Below are 19,694 nucleotides of genomic sequence, written 5' to 3' on the forward strand. Positions count from 1 at the left end.
CCCCGTGATATTGTTACTCAGCAGTATCGGGAATATAGCCTTTCAGTTCATCTTCGCTCTCGAATGTTGGGAAAAATCCCTCAATCTCGGCTTTGCGCAGCAATTCGGCCACGTGCGGCGCGGGCATCAGCAGAACAAGCCTGCGCCCCCGCCCCCGGCCCTTGGTGCTGGCGCTTACCAGCACTCCCAGCCCGGAAGTATCCACTTTTTCAACGTGGCTCAAATCAAGCACCACCTGGCGAATATTAGGCGCCAGCAGATGCTCTTCAAGCAGCTTGCTGAACTCGGCCACATCGGGCAGCAGAAGATTTCCAGAAAAACGCAATACCGTGACGTTGGTGTGCGATTCCGCCTTCAGCTCAAACATGGCTGTATTTCCTCCGTAAGGCAACAGGTCGCTTCAACGGGAAAACAGGTTGGCAGAGTCCAGAGATATGGTCACAGGCCCCCAGTTGCACAGGCGCACATCCATGTCCGCTCCGAAGATGCCTGACGATACGCTGACGGCGCAAGTTTCGTCAACCATTTGAACGAAATCCGTAAACATGTCTTTGGCCCAGGCTGGGTCGCCTGCATCAGTAAAGGAAGGCCTGCGGCCCTTATGGCAATCGGCGTAAAGGGTGAACTGCGGCACCAATAATATCTGACCACCGATTTCGTCCAATGAAAGGTGGAACTTATGGGCATTCTCTCCTGTGCCGGGAAAGATGCGCAACCCCACAAGCTTGCGGGCCATGCCCGTAAAAGCCGGGGAAGAGCGAAATTCTGGCCCATCCTCCTGCCCAAAGGCAACAAGGGCCATAATGCCCGTGTTGATGGCCGCCACAAGACGGCCATCAACACTAACAGAAGCTTCTTTAACCCTTTGCGCGATAATTCGCATCAGGCATGGCCCACTTGTTCATCTTCGCCGCTGGCGGCAGGAGCACTGGCGGCAGCGCGCCGGTTTTTCCTGTTGGCCATCTTTTGCTCTTCTTCTTCGCGCAGAGCCCGGCGCAGAACCTTGCCCACAATGGTTTTGGGCAGTTCATCGCGAAATTCCACAAGGCGCGGCACCTTGTAGCCAGCCAGTTTCTGGCGGCACCAGGCGATAACGTCGGCCTTGGTCAGTTCTTCGTCAGGGCGGCGCACCACAAAGGCCTTGAGTATCTCGCCGCGCATCTCGTCGGTAATGCCGACAGTGACGGCTTCAAGCACCTTGGGGTGTTCCAGCAACACTTCGTCCACTTCGCGGGGGTACACGTTGTAGCCGCCCACAATGACCATGTCTTTTTTACGGTCAACAATATAAAAATAACCGTCTTCATCCATGGTGGCAAGGTCGCCTGTATACAGCCAGCCGTTGCGCAGGGCGCTGGCGCTTTCGTCAGGCCTGCGCCAGTAGCCGTGCATGACCTGCGGCCCCTGCACGATCAGCTCGCCCATCTTGCCGGGGGGCAGGGTAAGGGAGCCGCCTTCCATATCCACAATGCGGGCATCCGTGCCGGGCACGGGCATGCCGATGGAATTGGGGCGTTGCCCCTCCTGACCAAGCGGATTGCAGTGGGTGATGGGCGAGGCTTCCGTAAGGCCGTAGCCCTCCAGAATGGCCGCGCCGGTGGTTTCCTGAAATTTGCGGAATATTTCGCGCGGCAGCGGCGCTGAGCCTGAAACGCAGATTTTGATGCTGCGCAGGTCAAACTCCGCCAGATTCTTCTGTTGCAGCAGCGAAATATAGACCGAGGGCGCGCCGGGAAAGACCGTAGGCTTGTACTTGGCGATAAGGCGCAGCACATCCTGCGGCACATAGCGCGGCAGGGGCAGGGTGGTGGCCGCCAGAGCGATGGGAATAATCAGGCCTGTGGTGAGGCCGTACACGTGGAAGAAGGGCAGCAGGGAAATGAAGGTGTGCTTGTCCTCCGCCTTGACGTGGATGATGTCCAGCACCTGACGGCAGTTGGTGCCTACGTTGCTATGCGTCAGGGTAACGCCCTTGGGCAGGCCCGTTGTGCCGCCGGTATACTGCAACATGATGGGGTCGCGCAGCGGGTCGGCAATGGGGGCGGAATAACGCTCCGCGCCCTTGCAGAAGTGTTTCCACTCATGAACGTTCTTGCCGTCGTAGGGCACGGGTTCCTTGGCGCTGCGGCTCTTTTTGAGGCGGTAGAGCCAGTTGAGCGGGAAGGAAAGCGCATCCGCAGCGCCGGTAACGATGAAGTTTTTCAGAGGCAGGCGGTCGCGCAGGGCGGAAACGCGGGGCCAGAGCAGATCGAGCAGCACCATGTGTTCTGCGCCCGAATCCTGCATGTTGGCCATGATTTCCTTTTCCATATACAGGGGGTTGGTCATGACCACCACGCCCCCGGCCTTGATGATACCCCAGAAGGCCACCACGGTCTGCGGCATGTTGGGCATCATCAGGGCAACGCGGTGCCCTGTCTTTACGCCGATGCGGCGCAGCGCCCCTGCAAAACGCTCCGCCTGCTCGCGCAACTGCTTGTAGGTGATGCGCGTATTCTGGAAAATGACGGCCAGTCGATTGGGATATTTGTCTGCGGCCTCATCCAGCAAGGCATAGAGCGGCTTGTTCCACACCTCGGAAGTGCGCGGAACGAAGGAGTCGTAGTGGGCAAACCAGGGCCTGCTGAGTTCTGTGTTCATGTCCTTCCTTATGGTGTCGAATCGTTATGGCAGGGGAGGCGGAGCTAATCAGCGCCCCCGCGCGGTCACAACTGCATATGCCTTGATGCCTTCGGAGCGCCCGGTAAAGCCCAGGTGTTCCTCTGTGGTAGCCTTGAGGTTCACGCATGATGCGGGCAACCCCATGAGCCGGGCGACGTTTTTTCTGATTTCTTCGCGGTAGGGCGCGAGCTTGGGAACCTGCGCCACTATGGTCATATCCACGTGACAGGGCGTACAGCCCGCCTCGCGCACCATGTCCAGAACCTGATGCAGCAGAATGGCGGATGAAATGCCGTCAAAACGGGGATCCTTGTCTGAAAAATGCTGACCAATGTCGCCAAGGCAGGCGCAGCCAAGCAGAGCGTCGGACAGGGCATGCAGAAGCACATCGCCGTCAGAGTGGGCCAGTACTTCTGGCGCGTTAGGAATGCTCACGCCGCCAAGACGCATGGGGCGGCCCTGACCGTAACGGTGAACATCGTAGCCCATGCCCGTGCGGATAGAAGGAAGGGGATTTTCGTCTTGCAGCAGGTCCAAATCTTCAGGACGGGTAATCTTCACGTTGGCAGCCTCGCCTTGTATGACGCGTACCTCAAGGCCAAGGGCCTCCAGAAGCGATGCATCGTCGGTTACGGCAAGCCCCGCCTCAACCGCGTGGGCGTGGGCCGAGAGCAGCGCTTCAAGCTGAAAGCCCTGCGGGGTCTGCACAGCCGCAAGCCCGTCGCGCGGCAGGGTGGCCGTTACGCGGCCATTTTCCACCGTCTTGATGGTGTCGGTAACTGATATGGCGGGGATAACGCCAGCCGCGCCTTCTGCAAGCGCCTCGCAGACGCGGCGCACAAGCGTCGGGGAAAGAAAGGGGCGGGCGGCATCGTGCACCAGCACGCAGGCAGGGCGCAGGGGCAGGGCGGCCAGACCAAGGCGCACGGAATCCTGGCGCAAAGGCCCGCCGCAGGCTGTAACCCACGGCAGCCCGAGATCATCGTGCCTGTGCAGGTCGGCCAACAGTTCGTTGGCTTCGGTAAGCTGGCTGGGAGGAAAAACAAAGACAATTCCGGCCACACAGGCGCTGCGGCTCATGGCGCGGGCGGCATGCCAGAAAAGCGGCGCGCCCTGCCAGGGCAAAAACTGTTTTGCCGTGCCGCCAGTGGCATCGGCCATACGCGTACCCTGTCCGGCAGCCAGTATGAGCGCCCAGGGTTTTGCCGCAACAGATGATGTGCCGGAACTTTCTGACATTACATACCTTGTTAACAAGTGGGAGTCGGACGATAAGCCGGGTTCTGTCATGCGGTTGCCCGCACCAGACCGTCATTCCTCTAGGAGCGCAGTTACCTGCGCCCTCAAGCAACCTACCCGGAAGGCAATGGTCGGGCCGACCACCTTCCCTATTTGGTCTTGCTCCAAACGGGGTATGCCGAGCATGCCGCGTCACCGCGGCATCTGGTGGGCTCTTACCCCACCGTTTCACCCTTACCCCGCCGCGAGGCGGGGCGGTTTGCTTTCTGTGGCGCTGTCCGAGGGTCGCCCCTCCTGGGTGTTACCCAGCGTTCTGCCCTGTGGAGCCCGGACTTTCCTCCCCGGGCCTTGCGGCCCGCAGCGACGGTCTGTCCGACTCCCACTTGCTGATCTGGTTCTCCGGCGCGGTCTGCGGAACATGCCGCACCGGAGAAAGGATTGTTTTTAGTCGGTAATGGTCACCGGTTTCTGGACGCACTGCGGGGCATCTTCAACAGAAAAATGCTCGCACCAGAAAATGAGGCGCTGGCAGTTGGGGCAGCTCAGAATCTGCTGGCCGCGCTGCAATTCAATGAAAGACTGCGGCGGCACGGCAATGTGGCAGCCGGAGCAGATGCCTTCTTTCACGGCAACAATGACGGGGTGCTCAAGACGCCTGCGGATGAATTCGTAACGCATGAACACGGGCTGGGGAATATTTTTGCTGGCGGCGGCGCGCTTTTCGTTCAGGCCTTCAAGAGCGGCGTTGCCCTTTTGCAGCTTTTCTTCAAGGCCATCGCGCTTGACTTCAAGCTCGGCCTTGATGGCGGTGTAGGTCAGGTCGATTTCGGCCAGCGCATCGTTCTGGTACTGCAGTTCCTCAAGAAGGGTCATTTTTTCTTCTTCGCGGGAACGGTTGACCTTTTCCATGCTGTCCATTTCGCGCATCATGGCGTGGTATTCACGCTGATTGCCCACCTGCATGAGCTTGTTCTTGCTTTTTTTGATGCGCGCGGAGTCGTCATCAATTTCGAGCGAGAGGCGCTTTTGCTGATCCTGAAGGTGCGAAAGCTTGTCCAGAATGTAGTTGCGCTGGGTTTCGATGGCGGCAAAGCGCTGCTCAAGGGAATCAAGCTCGCTCGGGGCGCTGCTCAGGTCCTGCTTGACGGCGTGGATGGCGTCATCGACCTTCTGCAACTCAACAAGCTGCTTGATCTGGTCAAAATATACGGCATTGCTCATGAGAGTCCTCCTGATAAAATCATGACAGGGCAACAGGGCGGAAGGGCGAGGCGGAAGGCACAAAAAACACTTCCGTCTCTGGCAGGCGCTGTTGCAGCAACCGGCTCATGCGCAGCATCATTTCTTCCTCAAGGCTGTGGTGGCCCACATCCAGAAGGCAGATTTCCGCGGCAAGCGCCGTGTGGTATTTGACATCACCGGTTATGAAAAGCTGCGCATCGGCAGCTTGCGCCGCGCCAAGCAGCGATGAACCCGAACCCGTGCAGTAGGCCACGCGGGTAACTGTTTGCGGCTCCGGCCCGCTCACTGTGGCTGTGGCAAGGGGGGCGTTGCGGGCAACGATGCCTGCAATCTGCGCCACGGTCATGGCCCTGGGCAGATCGCCCGCAAGGCCGAAGCCCAGCGGCAGATCATTGCCCACAGCCGGGGCCACAGGCTCCAGCACAGCAAGATTGCGAAGCTCAAGCGCTCGGGCCAGCCAGCCTGCCGGGCCGTAAGCGTTGACATCCAGCGAGGTATGGGCCGCGTACAGCGGCACATCGGCCTGAAACAGCAGGCGCAGCACCTCGTGGTAGTCGTCAAGCCTGTTGGGCAACACGGCCTTGAGCAGCAGCGGGTGATGGCTGAGCACAAATTGCGCGCCCTTTTCCAGCGCTGTACGCACGGATGCGGGCGTTGGGTCGAGGCAGACGGCAAGCCTGGCAACATCCTGCCTGTGCGCCGCCACCTGTTGGCCCGAAACATCCCAGCCGGCAGCAGCGGCCAGAGGTGCAATTTCCTCTATCGCCTTAATAATTTCAATATGTTGCATAGATATCACCCACCATAAAAAAAGGCACTTTCTTGCTGGTGCAGAGAAAGCGCCTCGTTGAATACGGCGTAAAAAAATGTGCAACGTGTTGTGGCAATGTTGTTTCGCACCTTGTCTGACGCGTGCGCGCAGGAAAATCCAAAGGGGGTTCAGCTCTTCGGAATCAGAGAACCTATCCAAGCCCGGGTGCTTTGTCAATAAACATTACGCGGAAGCTGTCTGCCGCAAGGCCGCGCCGTGCCGCAAAATGTATACAGAAAGGGGAGGCTTCGTAAAGCCTCCCCCAAAATAATCATGGCGAGAATAATATGGCGGCAAAGTGAGCCGGACTGTACGGAGCATTATATACGCCCGCCAGCCTCGGGTGTTGCCTGTACCCTCTCTATTGACCGCGCAGGTAGCGCACGGCGTTCACAAAAATGAGCGTGCCGGGGGCGTCCAGTTCGCCGCGCGTCCAGCCGGGGTGGTTGGTCACGTGGTGGAAGGCCTCGGGGTGGGGCATAAGGCCCAGCACCCGGCCCGTGGGGTCGGTCAGGCCCGCAATGGCAAGGGTGGAGCCATTGGGGTTGAGCGGATATTCCTGCGTAGGCTTGCCAGTTGCGGGGTCGGCGTACTGCAGGGCGATGAGGTTTTCTTCCTCCAGGCGGCGCAGGCAGTCCGCATCGCGGGCAACGAGCTTGCCTTCGCCGTGGCGCACTGGCATGGAGAGCAGGGGCAGGTTTTTGGTGAACACGCAGGGGCTTGCCGCATTGGGCAGCAGATGCACCCAGCGGTCTTCAAACCGGGCGGAATCATTGTTGCCCAGCGAAACCTGGCGCTCAAAGCGCTGGCCGCCAAGGGCAGGCAGCACGCCCAGCTTGACCAGCAACTGAAAACCGTTGCAGATGCCCAAAATCAGCTTGCCCTCATCCAAAAACTCGCGCAAGCTCTGCAACAGGGCCGCGCCCGCGTCGTCCTTGAGGTAACGCCAGCGCATGGCCGCAGCCTGGGCCGCGCCGAGATCGTCGCCATCCAGAAACCCGCCGGGGAAAATCAAAAAGTGATAGTCGGCAAGGCGAACCTTGGCCGCCACCAGATCGGAAAAATGCACCACATCGGCCTTGTCGGCACCGGCCAGACGGGCCGTGTGGGCTGTTTCCATGTGCGAATTTGTACCGTAGCCGGTGATGACCAGTGTGTTGACCGTACCCATGCGGGGGAAGCCTCCTTGGCTTTGCAACGCAGATAATTCCGGCCAAGCCCTAAGGCGTGGGCCGGACGTGCTTTTGCCTTGGAAACCTTGGCAGACCCGCGCCGGGCACAACAGATGACCGGCGCGCGGGCCGCTTGTGGTGGGCACGCACGCTGAAAAGGGAATAACACATTACTTAGCTTGTTTTACTTAGTCAATGCTAGCCAAAAAATTCAATTTGGGTTAAGACTGTTTGGTTGAACTATTCAACATACCCAAGTACAGGTGGAAGTGCATGAAAACTAAATACATTTTTGTGACGGGCGGCGTTCTGTCGTCGTTAGGCAAGGGCCTCGCGGCTGCGTCTTTGGGCGCGCTGCTGCAAACGCGCGGGCTTACGGTAACCATCCAGAAGCTTGATCCTTACATCAATGTTGACCCCGGCACCATGAACCCGTTCCAGCACGGCGAGGTATTTGTTACCGATGACGGCGCGGAAACGGATCTGGATCTCGGGCACTACGAACGTTACCTTAACGTGCCCATGTCGCGGAAGAACAACACCACTTCCGGCGCCATTTACAACCACGTCATCGCCAAGGAACGTCACGGCGATTACCTGGGCGCCACTGTGCAGGTGATCCCGCACATTACTGATGAAATCAAGAGCGTGGTGCTTTCCCTTTCTGAAGGCGAGGACGCGCCCGATGTCGCCATTATCGAAATCGGCGGCACCGTGGGCGACATTGAAGGCCTGCCCTTTCTTGAGGCCATCCGTCAGTTGCGTTCCGACCTTGGACGCGACAACTGCCTGAACATTCACCTTACCCTGGTTCCCTACCTGCGCAGCGCTGGCGAGCACAAGACCAAGCCCACCCAGCACAGCGTCAAGGAACTGCTCTCCATCGGCATTCAGCCCGATATCATTCTGTGCCGCTGCGAGCAGAGCATCCCCGAAGAACTGCGCCGCAAGATCGCCCTGTTCTGCAATGTGGATCAGGACGCCGTGTTTTCTTCGGTGGATGTGAACAATATTTATGAAGTGCCGCTCAAGTTCTATGAGGAAGGCTTTGACCAGAAGGTGGCCATCATGCTGCGCCTGCCCGCGCGCAATGCCCACCTTGAAGCCTGGGAAAAGCTCGTGAGCGACTGCGCCAACCCCAAGGGCAAGGTCACCATTGCCATTGTGGGCAAGTACGTTGACCTCAAGGAAGCTTACAAGAGCCTGCACGAAGCCCTCATTCACGGCGGCGTCGCCAACCGCGTTGAAGTGGAACTGCGCTACGTCAATTCCGAGAATGTGGACGAAAGCAATTGCGCGGAATCCTTCAAGGGCTGTCACGGCATTCTTGTGCCCGGCGGCTTTGGCTACCGCGGCGTGGAAGGCAAGATTGCCGCCATCCGCTATGCGCGTGAAAACAACATTCCCTTCTTCGGCATCTGCCTTGGCATGCAGTGCGCGGTTATCGAATTTGCCCGCCACGTGGCAAACCTTGATGACGCCAACTCGGAAGAATTCAACCCGCTTTCTGACCACAAGGTTATCTACCTCATGACCGAATGGTTCGACTTCCGCACCAAGAACGTTGAAAAACGCGACGCGGGCAGCGACAAGGGCGGCACCATGCGTCTTGGCTCCTACCCCTGCAAGGTGCAGCCCGATACCAAGGCCTTTGTGGCCTACAAAAAGGGCATGGTTGATGAACGTCACCGCCACCGCTACGAATTCAACAATGCCTTCAAGGAAATGCTTGGCGAAAAGGGCATGGTTTTCAGCGGCACCGCCCCTGACGATTCGCTTGTGGAAATTATTGAACTGAAGAACCACCCCTGGTTCCTTGGCTGTCAGTTCCACCCCGAATTCAAATCCCGGCCCATGAACGCGCATCCGCTGTTCCGTGAATTTATCGGAGCGGCTAAAAAGTTCGCCAAGGTGTAATTTCGCGGCGTTAACGCAGCGAGGCTTGTTGGTTTTCACCAAGCTTGGGTATCGCAAAATCGCGCAAAAAGGGGAGGGCATTGCCTTCCCCTTTTTTTGTGCGCAGATTATTTCCAACGGCGCAAATGCTGCGCCAAATCTGGATTTTTGGCGCTGGCAGCCCTTGCCGCTGGCTGGGGATGCCGTGAACCTGATCTTGCAACTGTTAGCTATTGCATAATTTTTGCAGATGTGGCACAGTACTTGTAAACAGATAATTCTATAGTCCTATGGCTAGTTAAGGCAAAAGAGCACACATGGCACTGGAACTACGGCAGCAACTCAAGCTGTCACAGCAACTGGTAATGACCCCGCAATTGCAGCAGGCAATCAAGCTGCTGCAGCTCTCACGCGTGGAACTTCTGGAAACTGTGCAGCAGGAACTGCTTGAAAACCCCTTTCTCGAAGAATCTTCACTTACTGACGATTCCTCCCTGGAGCAGCACGAGGAAAGCCGCGAAGCGCCCAAGGAGGAAGTGTACGACAGGGAACTGGCCAAGGATGCCGACTGGGAAGATTACCTCGGCGAGTTTGCCAGCACCCCCCGCCTTTCGCAGTCGCGCGAATATGAACTTGCCGAAGAAATTTCGCCTCTTGAAGCCCGCTATGCGGCCAAGCCCACCCTTGAGGGACATCTGTTCTGGCAGTTGCGCCTTTCTTCGCTGACAGAAGAGCAGAAGGCCATTGGCGAGGTCATTATCGGCAATCTCTCCTCAGCCGGGTATCTGCAAGCCAGCATTGAAGAAGTGGCCGAAATAGCCGAGGTTGCGCCCGAGGCCGTGCTGCCCGTGCTTGAAAGGGTGCAGCTTTTTGACCCCATCGGCGTTGCCGCGCGTGACGCGCGCGAATGCCTGATGGTGCAGATCAAGAACCTCAATTACGCCCGCGACCCCATCCTCGTGGAGCTGGTAGAATCGCACCTCGAAGACCTCGAGGCCAAGCGCTACAAGCCCCTGCTGCGCAAGTTCAAGCTCGATATGGAAGAGCTCAAGGAGTATCTGGATATCATCCAGAGCCTTGACCCATTGCCCGGCGCAAGTTTTGGCGGCGGCGAGCCAACCTACGTAAGCCCCGATGTATTTGTGTACAAGATGGGCGACGAATTTGTGATTTTGCTCAACGATGACGGCCTGCCCCAGTTGCAGCTTTCGGCCATGAGCCAGATGAACATTGGCGGCTCGGAGAAGGAAAAGGACTATTGCGCAGAAAAAATCCGCTCCGCCTCATGGCTTATCAAGAGTCTGTATCAGCGCCAGCGCACGCTTTACAAGGTTATGGAAAGCATTGTGCGCCATCAGCAGCCGTTTTTTGAAGACGGCGTGACCAAGCTCGCGCCGCTCATTCTCAAGGATATTGCTGACGACATCAGCATGCACGAATCAACGGTGAGCCGCATTACCACCAACAAGTATGTGGCAACGCCCCACGGCATCTTTGAATTGAAGTTTTTCTTTAACAGCGGCCTTGAACTCGATGACGGAAGTCAGGTAGGCTCAGAAAGCGTCAAGGCTCTGATCAAGAAATTCATCTCTGAGGAAGATACCCGATCCCCCCTCAGCGATGAGCGTATCGGCGAAATGCTCAAGGAACGCCTCAAGGTCAATATTGCGCGGCGTACGGTGGCAAAATACCGCACGGCGCTTGATATTCCATCTTCGTCAAGGCGCAAGGAGCATTTCTGATTCCCCGTCGAGTGGCTCAATACTTAGGAGGAACTTATGAACATCTCATTTGCATTCAAGAATTTTGAAGCCTCCGAACATCTGAAGAAGTATGCCCGTCGCCGCATGGAAAAGCTGGGACGGTTTTTTGGCAAGGCCTCTGGCCTTGAAGTTGCCGTTGTGCTGACAGTCGACAAGTTCCGTCATCGCTGCGAAGTGACCGTTACGGGCGAAGGCCTGCACATCAATGCCACGGAACAGACCTCGGATATGTACGCCGCCATTGACCTTGTGACAGACAAGGTCGAATCGCAGATCAAGCGTCAGGTGGCCCGCGTAAAGGCCCAGCGGCGGCACGCCCGCAATACGGATGTGGACGTGTTTACCTACAACCTCGATGCCGAAGCCGACGTGCAGCAGCCCGTTGACGGCACCGACCGCCTCGCCACCAAGCCCCTGCATCTGGATGAAGCGCTCATGCAGCTTGATTCCATCGGCAGCGAGTTTCTGGTGTTCTTTAATGCAGAAAACAACCGCATCAATGTGGTATATCGCACCAAGGTGAGCGGCTATGCCCTCATTGACCCCGTGTTGTAAGCGTTCATAATGAGGGGGCGGGCTGGCAACGGCCCGCCCCCGTTTCAGGCGCACCCCCCTGCCGGTTGCCGCGCAATGGCCTTTACACGGGCTTGAGCGCGGCGCGGATTTGGCAACGTCCGTCAGAAGCCTGTGGCGCACAACCCCGGCTGCAAACGGCGATCTGACCCCGAAGAGGCGAATGTCATGAAGGATTCCGCGCAGATACCCCCCACAGATTCCACCCTTGACGCAAAGCCTGATGCTGACGCGCCCGTTTCCGGCGTGGATGTGCAGGTGTGCATTGTCACGGGCCTTTCCGGCGCTGGCAAAAGCACGGCGCTCAAGGTTTTTGAAGACATGGGCCACTTTGTGGTCGACGGGCTGCCCGTGAGCCTTGTCATGGAAATGGTGGACATGATGTCGCGCCCCTCCATGAGTCACTTCAAGGGCATTGCTCTGGGCATGGATCTGCGCCAGAGCAATTTTGTGGAAGACATCAACGACTGCCTGAGCATGCTTGCGGGCAAAAACATCCGCCCCATGCTGCTTTTTCTTGAGGCCAACAATCAGGAACTCATTCGCCGCTATGCCTCGACCCGCCGCCCGCATCCGCTGGAACGCGAGGGCATGGGCCTTGAGGCGGCGCTGCTGGCAGAGCGCAGCAGCCTGCGCCCTCTGCGTGAAATGGCTGATCTGGTCATCGACACCTCGCGTTTTTCCATCCATGACCTGCGGCGCGCCATCCAGAAGCGCTGGAGCGGCAACAAGGGCAAGCTGCGGGCCATCAGGGTCAACGTGATTTCTTTTGGCTTCAAATACGGTGTACCGCGCGAGGCTGATCTGGTTTTTGACCTGCGTTTTCTGGCAAATCCCTATTTTGTGGACGAGCTGCGCCCCATGAGCGGCAAGGACAAACCCGTTGCCGACTATGTGTTCAATTCGCCCCACGCCCGCGAATACCGCGACAAGCTGGTTGATCTGCTGTTTTTCATGCTGCCGCTCATGGAGGCCGAAGGCCGCTACCGCATAACCGTGGCCGTGGGCTGTACCGGCGGCCGCCACCGCTCGGTGGCAATGGCCGAAGAAATTTTACAGGCGCTGCGGCAGGCTGATTATCCGGCTTTTCTGGAGCATCGGCACCTTGAACTTGGCTAAAAAAGCTGGCACGTTCTGTTGCGTGAGGTTGTCATGACGGACGAAAACAAGAAGACTCAGGTTGGAATCATTCTGGTTTCGCATGCCGACTATGGTTCGGCCATGCTGCGCACCGCCGAATTCATACTCGGGCAGCAGAGCGATTGCAGCTCCATCAGTGTTGACGTGGCGCACGAGGTTTCCGAAACCGTTCGCCGCCTTACAGACGCAACCCAGCGGCTCGACAAGGGCGCGGGCGTCATTATTCTTACCGATATGTTTGGCGGCACGCCCACCAATCTTGCGCTTTCGCTGCTGGCAACCCATAAGGTTGAGGTTGTTACCGGCGTGAACCTGCCCATGCTGCTCAAGGTGTTTACCTCGCGCGACAAGGAGCTTGAAGAAGTGGCCCGCATAGCTGGCGAGGCAGGCGCAAAAGGCATTGTGGTTGCGGGCAGCATGCTGCGCAACAAACGTGACAAAGCCGATAGCTAGTATGTGGTTTCGCGTGGACAATCGCCTGGTTCACGGCCAGGTAATCGAAGCCTGGTTACCCTACACAGGGGCGCGACATCTGGTGGTAGCCAACGACGAACTTGCGGACGACATAATGCGGCAGCAGATAATTGAACTGGCAGTGCCGCAGCGCGTGATGACCCATTTCATCAGCGTAAAGGAACTGGCTGCCACGCTCAATTCCTGCGGCGATGACTGTTTTGTGCTGTTTGCCAATTGTCAGGATGCGCGGCGCGCCTGTGATGCCGGCATCCTCATGCAGGTGCTGAACATGGGCAACCTGCATTACGCGCCGGACAAGCTACAGGTGCTGCCCCATGTGGCCCTTTCCGCACAGGACAGGGAAGACCTGCACGTTATACAGGATCATCTTGTGCAGCTTGATTTTCGCTGCGTTCCCACAGAGACAGTTCGAGGCCCCAATGATCAACTTTTCTGATGTATTCGCTGCTGGGGCTCCCTACGCTTTTTTTTTGCCCTGGCTGGCGCTGCGCGTTCAACCTGCATCGTTGGCCTTGTAGACCGCCCCATCTGTCTGGCCCTGTTCGCTGGCTTTTTTACCGGCGACTGGTCGCTGGCTCTCCCCCTTGGCATAATCATTGAACTGCTCTGGCTTGACGCGCTGGAACTTGGCAGCGTGGTGCCGCCGTATGGCAGCCTGAGCTTTCTGCTGGTGTTTCCCCTGTGCAGACAGTTTGGGCTGGATCAGCCCGGTATGGCGCTGTTGCCGCTCATACTTGCAATGATGGCGGCGTACACGGCGAGCTGGTGTGAACAGCGCCAGCGCATCAGCCTGAACCCGATGGTGGATGCTGTGGTGGCGTGGGGGAGCGGCAGCGGGGGAGTATCGCCGGGCCGGGTTATTCTGTGGGCCGGGCTGTGCCGTGTTTTGTGGCAGGCGGCGCTGTATATTGCGTGCTTTGGGCTGATTTATATGCTGCTGGCGGTGCTTTCGGCGCATCATGCCATACCGGCCCTGCGGGCGGTGACGTGGTCGGCCCTGTATGTGGCGGCCCTGCTTGGGGCGGTGCTGTCGCTGCGCACGCGGCAGGCCTACGCCGTGCTTGTGGGCACGCTGGGCGCGCTGGCCCTGCTCATTTGGGGCGGCAACTAGCGGGGGAGTTTGGCTGTAGGAGCATCTGCGCCATGCCCAGCTTGACATGACCCTAAAGAATCACTACAAAATCCGGATTGCGCTCGTAGCTCAGTTGGATAGAGCGACAACCTCCTAAGTTGTAGGCCACAGGTTCGATTCCTGTCGGGCGCACCATATTTAAGGGCACATGAAGATAACCTTCATGTGCCCTTTGGCATGATTTGACGAAAGGTAATTTTAAAAAAATCAATGAAAAATTTAATTAACCAAACGGTATGTAATTAAAAAAGATGTTATCGCGCAAAATATGTACGCAAAAGAAGCTGACCAAGCGGAGAGTGTATGCAGTTTTTCATAAAAACATATATATTTCGATCTGATTATTTGCTTTTCGGCTAGTTTATAGTCTAAATTGCTGTGGTTTTCCGAACAGCTATTAATTACAGTGTTGTATTCTTCTTGGTATTTTTGTTGATCTTCCGGCGAGAGTCCTGAAATTTTTCGAGTCAACTCCATGAGTTTTAATCCACACTCATGAAAATGGTGTGCGCTTAAGACATCCTTGCTCAGTGAATCCGTGTTTGAGATAATAGCAATAAAAACAGAAAAATTTATTGTAGCGCTAGAAATGAGATTCGCAAATTGCGGGTTGGCTTTAGCCAAGAAAGCGACTGAGGCACTGATTTGAGCAATGGTAATTAGTGTTATTGTAAATATGAGAGATTTTTGTTTTTTTATAAGTCTGTCAGATGCATTAAATCTAGCTTTTGCTGTTTTGTATGCTCGGTCTTCTAATGTAGAGCTGCTGCTAGGCATATAGAAAAGCCTCGATATAAAGGTAAGGAAGTCCTCAGACTCAACAAAGCGCAAGCGCTAGAATAGATAGCCCTTAACGGGTTCCACTCATGCTATGAGTAGACGAGGCTTTATTATTTGTAGCCATTGCCCCAATCTTTGTCAATGCTATCAAGTTGTGATTTGACATACTTCTGATATCGCAGAAGGATTGTAGTACCTTTTGCTTTTTCATTTTCATCAAATAGCCCTCTGATTTTGAGTGCCTTGATCATTTCTGGTATGGTGACAACGTCAAAATTATGTGCATAACTTGCCCATTGTTTTCCTCTAATATGAAAATAAGCTCTGACAATGGACTTTATTTTTGGTGATATGTGTAGTAATTTATATCTTTTTAGATTTCTTTTTATTATTGAATCAATTTCATAGAGTTTAGTAATATCATCAATCATTGAATAATATATAATCCAACCATAACGTTTATTATTTGAGTATGCTCCAGCAGTGCGCATATTTAAATCTTCTATCAATACGTCAGTGGCAATAATATTCTTCCTTGAAGTATTAAGTCTATACTCTGAGAAAATTTTTTGTAACTTTTTTATAAATATTTCAGTGTTCTTGTCTTTAACAGAAATGCACTTTGAATTTATTTTGTATCCTAAAAAATTTACTGTTTCTTCTGTGCTATTTGATTCTGTTTTTTCATCATTGAGTGTTAAAAATTCTGTTTTTACATTACTATTAACAATATCAAGAGTTTTTTCTTTGTTATCTGTTATTATCAAAATGTCATCAACGTATCTGCAATAGTGTTTGACTTTTGAGGATATGTTCTCGTCAAAGTTTAAAAGGTATATTTCTGAAAGGATATTAGAAATTGGAAGTCCCTGGGGTAGCCCAATTGTATTTGATTCAGGTCTTAAGTCAAAATAGCTGTCAAAAGGAACTGTTATATTTGAAATTGCGTGCCTAATTATGTTCAAAATGTTTTCGTCATCAATAAAGCATAATTTTTCTATCAAATTTGCGTGATTAATTGAGGGGTAATAATTTTTAAAATCAAGCCTTATAAAAAAATGCTGATTTTCAGGTAATTTTTGTAAGCTTTTTTTGATTTTAAAAATCAAGCTATTTGGCATTTTAGGAGGCAATAAAACAGAGTAGCTATTTTTTATATAATTAAGCAGTGAATTCAAGACAATTGAATCTCGTATGCATGGAATTGAAATTACACGTGGTTTTTTATCTTTCCCTTTTAAAATCAATTTTTCTAGATACGGAGAAAATTTGTATGTTCCATTGTGTATTTTTTTACTAATATTTTCAGCGTAGTCTGGATGCAGTTCAAAAAAGCGTTTGGCTGATAGGCCGTCTATTCCTCGAGTTAAGCTAAGGCGGACTTTATTTTCAAATATATTTTTTAATTCCTCTGGCGAAAAATAGTCCATCATTTTACCTAACTATCTAATATTTTTATAATTATTTTATAGTCTATCATGAACTCTTGTGTAATATATGAATATTAAAAAGTGATGTCACTTGGAATGTTTGCCCTTTCCTACATGATAACCTCAAACGGTTTCCTCTCTCACCCCTTCTGCAACCACGCGCAGAGCTTCTGGTAGAGCAGCGACACTGAAACGGGCTTGGCGATAAAGTCGTTCATGCCAGCCTCGATGCACAGTTCCCGGTCTTCGGCAAAGGCGTTGGCTGTCATGGCGATAATGGGGATTGTGGCCCCCACCGGGAGCAGGCGAATCTGCCGGGTGGCCTCCAGTCCGTTGATGTGCGGCATCTGCATATCCATAAGTATCAAGTCATAGGTAGCGGCCTGCACCTGCTCAATGGCCTTGCCGCCGTCTTCCGCAAGGTCAACGATAAAGCCCACATCTTCCAGCAGGGCTTGTGCGATCTCACGGTTGATGGGCTCGTCTTCCACCAGCAGAATGCGCTTGCTGCCAAGCTTTTGCCGGATGGTGCGTTCTGCCTCCTCAGCGCTGACTCTTGTCGGTTCGTTGACCGGGGGCGCGTCTTTGCGCAGCACGGCAGTGAAGCGAAAGAGATTTTTTGCTGCGAGTTGTTTGTCTTTTTAGGCTTCGGCTGCGGAACTATATTTTTGTTTTTGGCTTCGGCTGTTATTTTAACGTAGTTTAACAAAGAACGAAATAGCTTGAGGTGGAACGTTAAAGCATATGTATTTTTGATTTCCTCAGCGTATACTGTGTGTTGTATTGTAAAGGTCTGATTTTTTCACAATATGAAGCAAGCAATCTCAGATAGATGTGTATTGAAATCGTCTACATACTTGCCAACACGATATGTCTATACTAATCTTTAGCAAGTTTTTTTGACTCACCAGCGTTAGCAACTCCAGGCTTAGGGATAACCATTCTGAGAGGTGCCAGATGCAGCAAAGTCGTAGAAAATTCCTGTCTCTTTCATCTACAGCAGTCCTGCTCGCAATCGGTGCTGACCTTGGCTTTGGAGGCTTACTCCAAGCCGCAACGACAAATTTTAATTCTACGCAACTACCAGTTCCGAGCAAGTCGGGCCTCTTTGGGCTGCTCGCCCCTGAAGAAAAATTTACCCTCACGACCGCGGAAGTAAAAGGAGCACTGCCCGCAACTGGCGCGCCCATGCTTGCCTATTCAGCCACGCATAAGGGAGCGTCATATCTGAACCCGATTCTTGTATTGCGCAAAGGCCAGCCCTTTGAAGCAACACTTGTAAACGGCTTGGATGAGCCAACCATCATTCATTGGCACGGCGTGGATTGCCCCTGGAAACAGGCAGGGCATCCATCGTATGCCATTGGGCCGAAGAGCAGCTATGAGTATTCTTTTCCAATCACAAACCGGGCAGGTACCTACTGGTATCATCCACATCCCCACGGTCTGACGGCAAAACAAGCATACATGGGCTTGGCTTCTTTCTTCATAGTCCGTGATGACGAGGAAGAATCCTTTGCCAAAGAATATGATTTCCGCCTGGGCGAGACGGATATTCCCATTGTAATTCAGGACAAACGCCTTACACATGATGGCCGCCTGGATTATTCCCCATCCAATGATGATTTGATGATGGGCTATCTGGGAGACACCATACTGGTCAACGGCCAGAGCAACCCCACACTCAAAACTTCCACACGTTTGTATCGCTTCCGCCTGCTCAATGGATCCACCGCCCGTATCTACAACCTTTCGTTCATTTCAGATGGCAGGCAGCTTCCCTTCCTGCTGATCGGCAACGATGGCGGCTTTCTTCCTGCACCACAACAAATTGACGGCCTCTTCCTTTCCCCCGGTGAGCGCGCGGACATACTGCTGGATATGAGCAGCTTCTCCCTGGGGAACGAAATATTTCTTCAAAATGTGCCCTTCGATCCCATGCACAATGAAGGAGAAATGATGGGAATGAGCGGCATGATGAACATGGAGCATTCAACAGGCGCAGCTTCCATGAGTCACGCGAACGGCAGCGGTAGCCAGCATGCTATGGGCGCTGGTGGACATGCCGGAAGTCACGGTAGTCTGGGCGAGGGCAGCACTTATCCCGTTTTGAGGCTGCTGGTGGATAAAAAGGTTACTTATGCCAGAAAACTACCAACGAATCTTTTTGACATTCCCGCCCCCCGCATCGAGGGATTTGATCGCCCCATTAGTTTAGCCATGAGGCATATGGGCGGCTGGACTATTAATGATCACACTTTTGATATGAACAGTTTGCCCATAGTTGTAAAAAAACGTGGCCCTGAAATTTGGCGTATCAGTAATGCCAAAGCCAGCATGCCCCATCCCATGCACCTGCATGGATACTTTTATCGTGTGCTGGAAAGGAGCGGCAGCCCCACGCAAGTAAAAAATCGTGCTGTGGATGCTCACGGGCGGCTTACTACGGATCTCGGCTACAAGGATACCGTACTGGTCTGGCCTGGTGAGACGGTCACTGTGAGTATCGATTTTTCCAGCCCGCAATATCCTGGGGAGCAACTGTTCCTCTTTCATTGTCATAACCTTGAGCATGAAGATCAAGGGATGATGCTTAATGTCAAAATTGCCTAGGCTGTGAGAACGCAGCCCCGCGTGGAACGCTGGCAGCAGGGTTGCCCAGTATGTGAGACTTATCTAGCTGGACATTTCATATTAATTTGATATGTAATAAAAACGTATTCAAAAAAAGTCGCGCCCTCAAAAAAGGAGAACGCTCATGAAATCTTCAAAAATTATTCTTCCCATCCTTCTGGCCGCAACAATGGTTGGCACCACTGCCTATTCAACCACAGCGGCGGCCATGGACGGAAAAATGGGAGGTTGTGGCATGATGGGGGGGGCTGAAATGGGCCCCATGATGCCGCATATGGGCATGGGGGCAATCCCTCCCGGTATGGTCAAGCATGTCAAAGGTCAGCTGAAGCCCGAACAGGTGGCTCCGTTTGACGCAGCCCTGAAGGATTACAGCAAAAAAATTGAGCCCACGCAGCAGGCATTGTTTGTTAAGCATGAAGAACTGAAAGCCCTGCAACATGCGACAAACCCGGATGTGAAGGCTGTAAGCAAGACTGCTACCGAGCTTGCTCAGCTTTTCAGCAAACTCAAGTCAGAGCGTGAAGCCTTTGAAGACAAAATTGCAAAAGATTTTGGCATCAAAGATCTGCACGGTGGCATGATGGGTGGCATGATGGGCGGTGGAATGATGGGCGGCATGAAGCACGATGCCATGGGGCAGACTCCCCCTGCAGCCGCAGCGGATCAAGCGCCCGCGGGACACGAAGGACACAAGCAATAAAAGAAGATCGTTGAACAAAATCTGATTATATGGATTGGGGC

Annotated in this window: 19 protein-coding genes, 1 tRNA gene and 1 other RNA gene; 10 read left to right on the forward strand and 11 right to left on the reverse strand. The window is 53.9% G+C overall.

The window, feature by feature from the left end; translation table 11 throughout:
* Window positions 1–13: 13 nt before the first annotated feature.
* From NE637_RS00395 to NE637_RS00430, 8 genes are all read right to left on the reverse strand, one after another.
* Entirely contained in the window at window positions 14–367 is a 354-nt protein-coding gene (locus NE637_RS00395; protein ID WP_192111651.1) for an STAS domain-containing protein, read from the reverse strand.
* Between the two features lie 33 nt (window positions 368–400).
* Window positions 401–883 (reverse strand): D-aminoacyl-tRNA deacylase, encoded by a 483-nt coding sequence (gene dtd / locus NE637_RS00400; protein WP_192111652.1) that lies wholly within the window; start codon window positions 881–883, stop codon window positions 401–403.
* Window positions 883–2,640, reverse strand: a complete 1,758-nt coding sequence (locus NE637_RS00405) for a long-chain-fatty-acid--CoA ligase (RefSeq protein ID WP_192111653.1) — start codon at window positions 2,638–2,640, stop codon at window positions 883–885. The genes dtd and NE637_RS00405 overlap by 1 nt, the downstream gene beginning before the upstream one ends.
* A gap of 48 nt (window positions 2,641–2,688) precedes the next feature.
* Window positions 2,689–3,900, reverse strand: a complete 1,212-nt coding sequence (gene ispD / locus NE637_RS00410; protein ID WP_215648482.1) for a 2-C-methyl-D-erythritol 4-phosphate cytidylyltransferase — start codon at window positions 3,898–3,900, stop codon at window positions 2,689–2,691.
* A 17-nt stretch (window positions 3,901–3,917) separates the two neighbouring features.
* An RNA gene (gene rnpB / locus NE637_RS00415) (RNase P RNA component class A) lies at window positions 3,918–4,280 on the reverse strand.
* Between the two features lie 64 nt (window positions 4,281–4,344).
* Window positions 4,345–5,121 carry a zinc ribbon domain-containing protein gene (locus NE637_RS00420; RefSeq protein WP_227118512.1) on the reverse strand — a complete coding sequence of 259 codons (777 nt, stop codon included), beginning with the start codon at window positions 5,119–5,121 and terminating at the stop codon, window positions 4,345–4,347.
* Window positions 5,122–5,140: 19 nt separating this feature from the next.
* A complete protein-coding gene (locus NE637_RS00425; protein ID WP_227118513.1) occupies window positions 5,141–5,932 on the reverse strand; it encodes a Nif3-like dinuclear metal center hexameric protein in 792 nt (263 codons plus the stop codon).
* Between the two features lie 382 nt (window positions 5,933–6,314).
* Window positions 6,315–7,124 (reverse strand): phosphoribosylformylglycinamidine synthase subunit PurQ, encoded by an 810-nt coding sequence (locus NE637_RS00430; RefSeq protein WP_227118514.1) that lies wholly within the window; start codon window positions 7,122–7,124, stop codon window positions 6,315–6,317.
* Between the two features lie 274 nt (window positions 7,125–7,398).
* Between NE637_RS00430 and pyrG the strand changes: the two genes are divergently transcribed.
* The 8 genes from pyrG to NE637_RS00470 all read left to right on the forward strand — a co-directional run bounded on the left by pyrG (window position 7,399) and on the right by NE637_RS00470 (window position 14,241).
* Entirely contained in the window at window positions 7,399–9,042 is a 1,644-nt protein-coding gene (gene pyrG, locus NE637_RS00435) for a CTP synthase (RefSeq protein ID WP_192111658.1), read from the forward strand.
* A gap of 296 nt (window positions 9,043–9,338) precedes the next feature.
* Window positions 9,339–10,763 (forward strand): RNA polymerase factor sigma-54, encoded by a 1,425-nt coding sequence (rpoN, locus tag NE637_RS00440; RefSeq protein ID WP_227118515.1) that lies wholly within the window; start codon window positions 9,339–9,341, stop codon window positions 10,761–10,763.
* Between the two features lie 36 nt (window positions 10,764–10,799).
* On the forward strand, window positions 10,800–11,339 hold the full coding sequence (gene hpf, locus NE637_RS00445) for a ribosome hibernation-promoting factor, HPF/YfiA family (protein ID WP_022657416.1): 540 nt from the start codon (window positions 10,800–10,802) through the stop codon (window positions 11,337–11,339).
* 186 nt (window positions 11,340–11,525) lie between these two features.
* On the forward strand, window positions 11,526–12,476 hold the full coding sequence (gene rapZ, locus NE637_RS00450) for an RNase adapter RapZ (RefSeq protein WP_227118516.1): 951 nt from the start codon (window positions 11,526–11,528) through the stop codon (window positions 12,474–12,476).
* A gap of 33 nt (window positions 12,477–12,509) precedes the next feature.
* Window positions 12,510–12,950 carry a PTS sugar transporter subunit IIA gene (locus NE637_RS00455; RefSeq protein WP_215648471.1) on the forward strand — a complete coding sequence of 147 codons (441 nt, stop codon included), beginning with the start codon at window positions 12,510–12,512 and terminating at the stop codon, window positions 12,948–12,950.
* A gap of 1 nt (window position 12,951) precedes the next feature.
* Complete coding sequence (locus tag NE637_RS00460; protein WP_192111661.1) at window positions 12,952–13,410, forward strand: PTS sugar transporter subunit IIB; 459 nt, start codon at window positions 12,952–12,954, stop codon at window positions 13,408–13,410.
* Between the two features lie 198 nt (window positions 13,411–13,608).
* Window positions 13,609–14,085, forward strand: coding sequence for a hypothetical protein (locus tag NE637_RS00465; protein WP_227118517.1), 477 nt, complete (start codon window positions 13,609–13,611; stop codon window positions 14,083–14,085).
* A 79-nt stretch (window positions 14,086–14,164) separates the two neighbouring features.
* Window positions 14,165–14,241: transfer RNA gene (locus NE637_RS00470), tRNA-Arg, on the forward strand.
* Window positions 14,242–14,325: 84 nt separating this feature from the next.
* On the opposite strand, the gene NE637_RS00475 is transcribed toward NE637_RS00470, so the two are convergent.
* From NE637_RS00475 to NE637_RS00485, 3 genes are all read right to left on the reverse strand, one after another.
* On the reverse strand, window positions 14,326–14,883 hold the full coding sequence (locus NE637_RS00475; protein ID WP_256267553.1) for an SLATT domain-containing protein: 558 nt from the start codon (window positions 14,881–14,883) through the stop codon (window positions 14,326–14,328).
* Between the two features lie 113 nt (window positions 14,884–14,996).
* The gene (locus tag NE637_RS00480; RefSeq protein WP_227119112.1) at window positions 14,997–16,316 is read right to left on the reverse strand and encodes a reverse transcriptase domain-containing protein; all 1,320 of its coding nucleotides are present in this window, start codon (window positions 16,314–16,316) and stop codon (window positions 14,997–14,999) included.
* Window positions 16,317–16,456: 140 nt separating this feature from the next.
* Entirely contained in the window at window positions 16,457–16,912 is a 456-nt protein-coding gene (locus tag NE637_RS00485) for a response regulator (protein ID WP_256186081.1), read from the reverse strand.
* 361 nt (window positions 16,913–17,273) lie between these two features.
* On the opposite strand from NE637_RS00485, the gene NE637_RS00490 reads away from it, so the two are divergent.
* Window positions 17,274–18,929 carry a multicopper oxidase family protein gene (locus tag NE637_RS00490; protein ID WP_227119114.1) on the forward strand — a complete coding sequence of 552 codons (1,656 nt, stop codon included), beginning with the start codon at window positions 17,274–17,276 and terminating at the stop codon, window positions 18,927–18,929.
* A gap of 145 nt (window positions 18,930–19,074) precedes the next feature.
* A complete protein-coding gene (locus NE637_RS00495; RefSeq protein WP_227119115.1) occupies window positions 19,075–19,653 on the forward strand; it encodes a periplasmic heavy metal sensor in 579 nt (192 codons plus the stop codon).
* The last annotated feature ends 41 nt before the right edge of the window (window positions 19,654–19,694 follow it).

This window comes from Desulfovibrio desulfuricans (genome assembly GCF_024460775.1).
GTDB classification, from domain to species: Bacteria; Desulfobacterota; Desulfovibrionia; order Desulfovibrionales; family Desulfovibrionaceae; genus Desulfovibrio; species Desulfovibrio desulfuricans_E.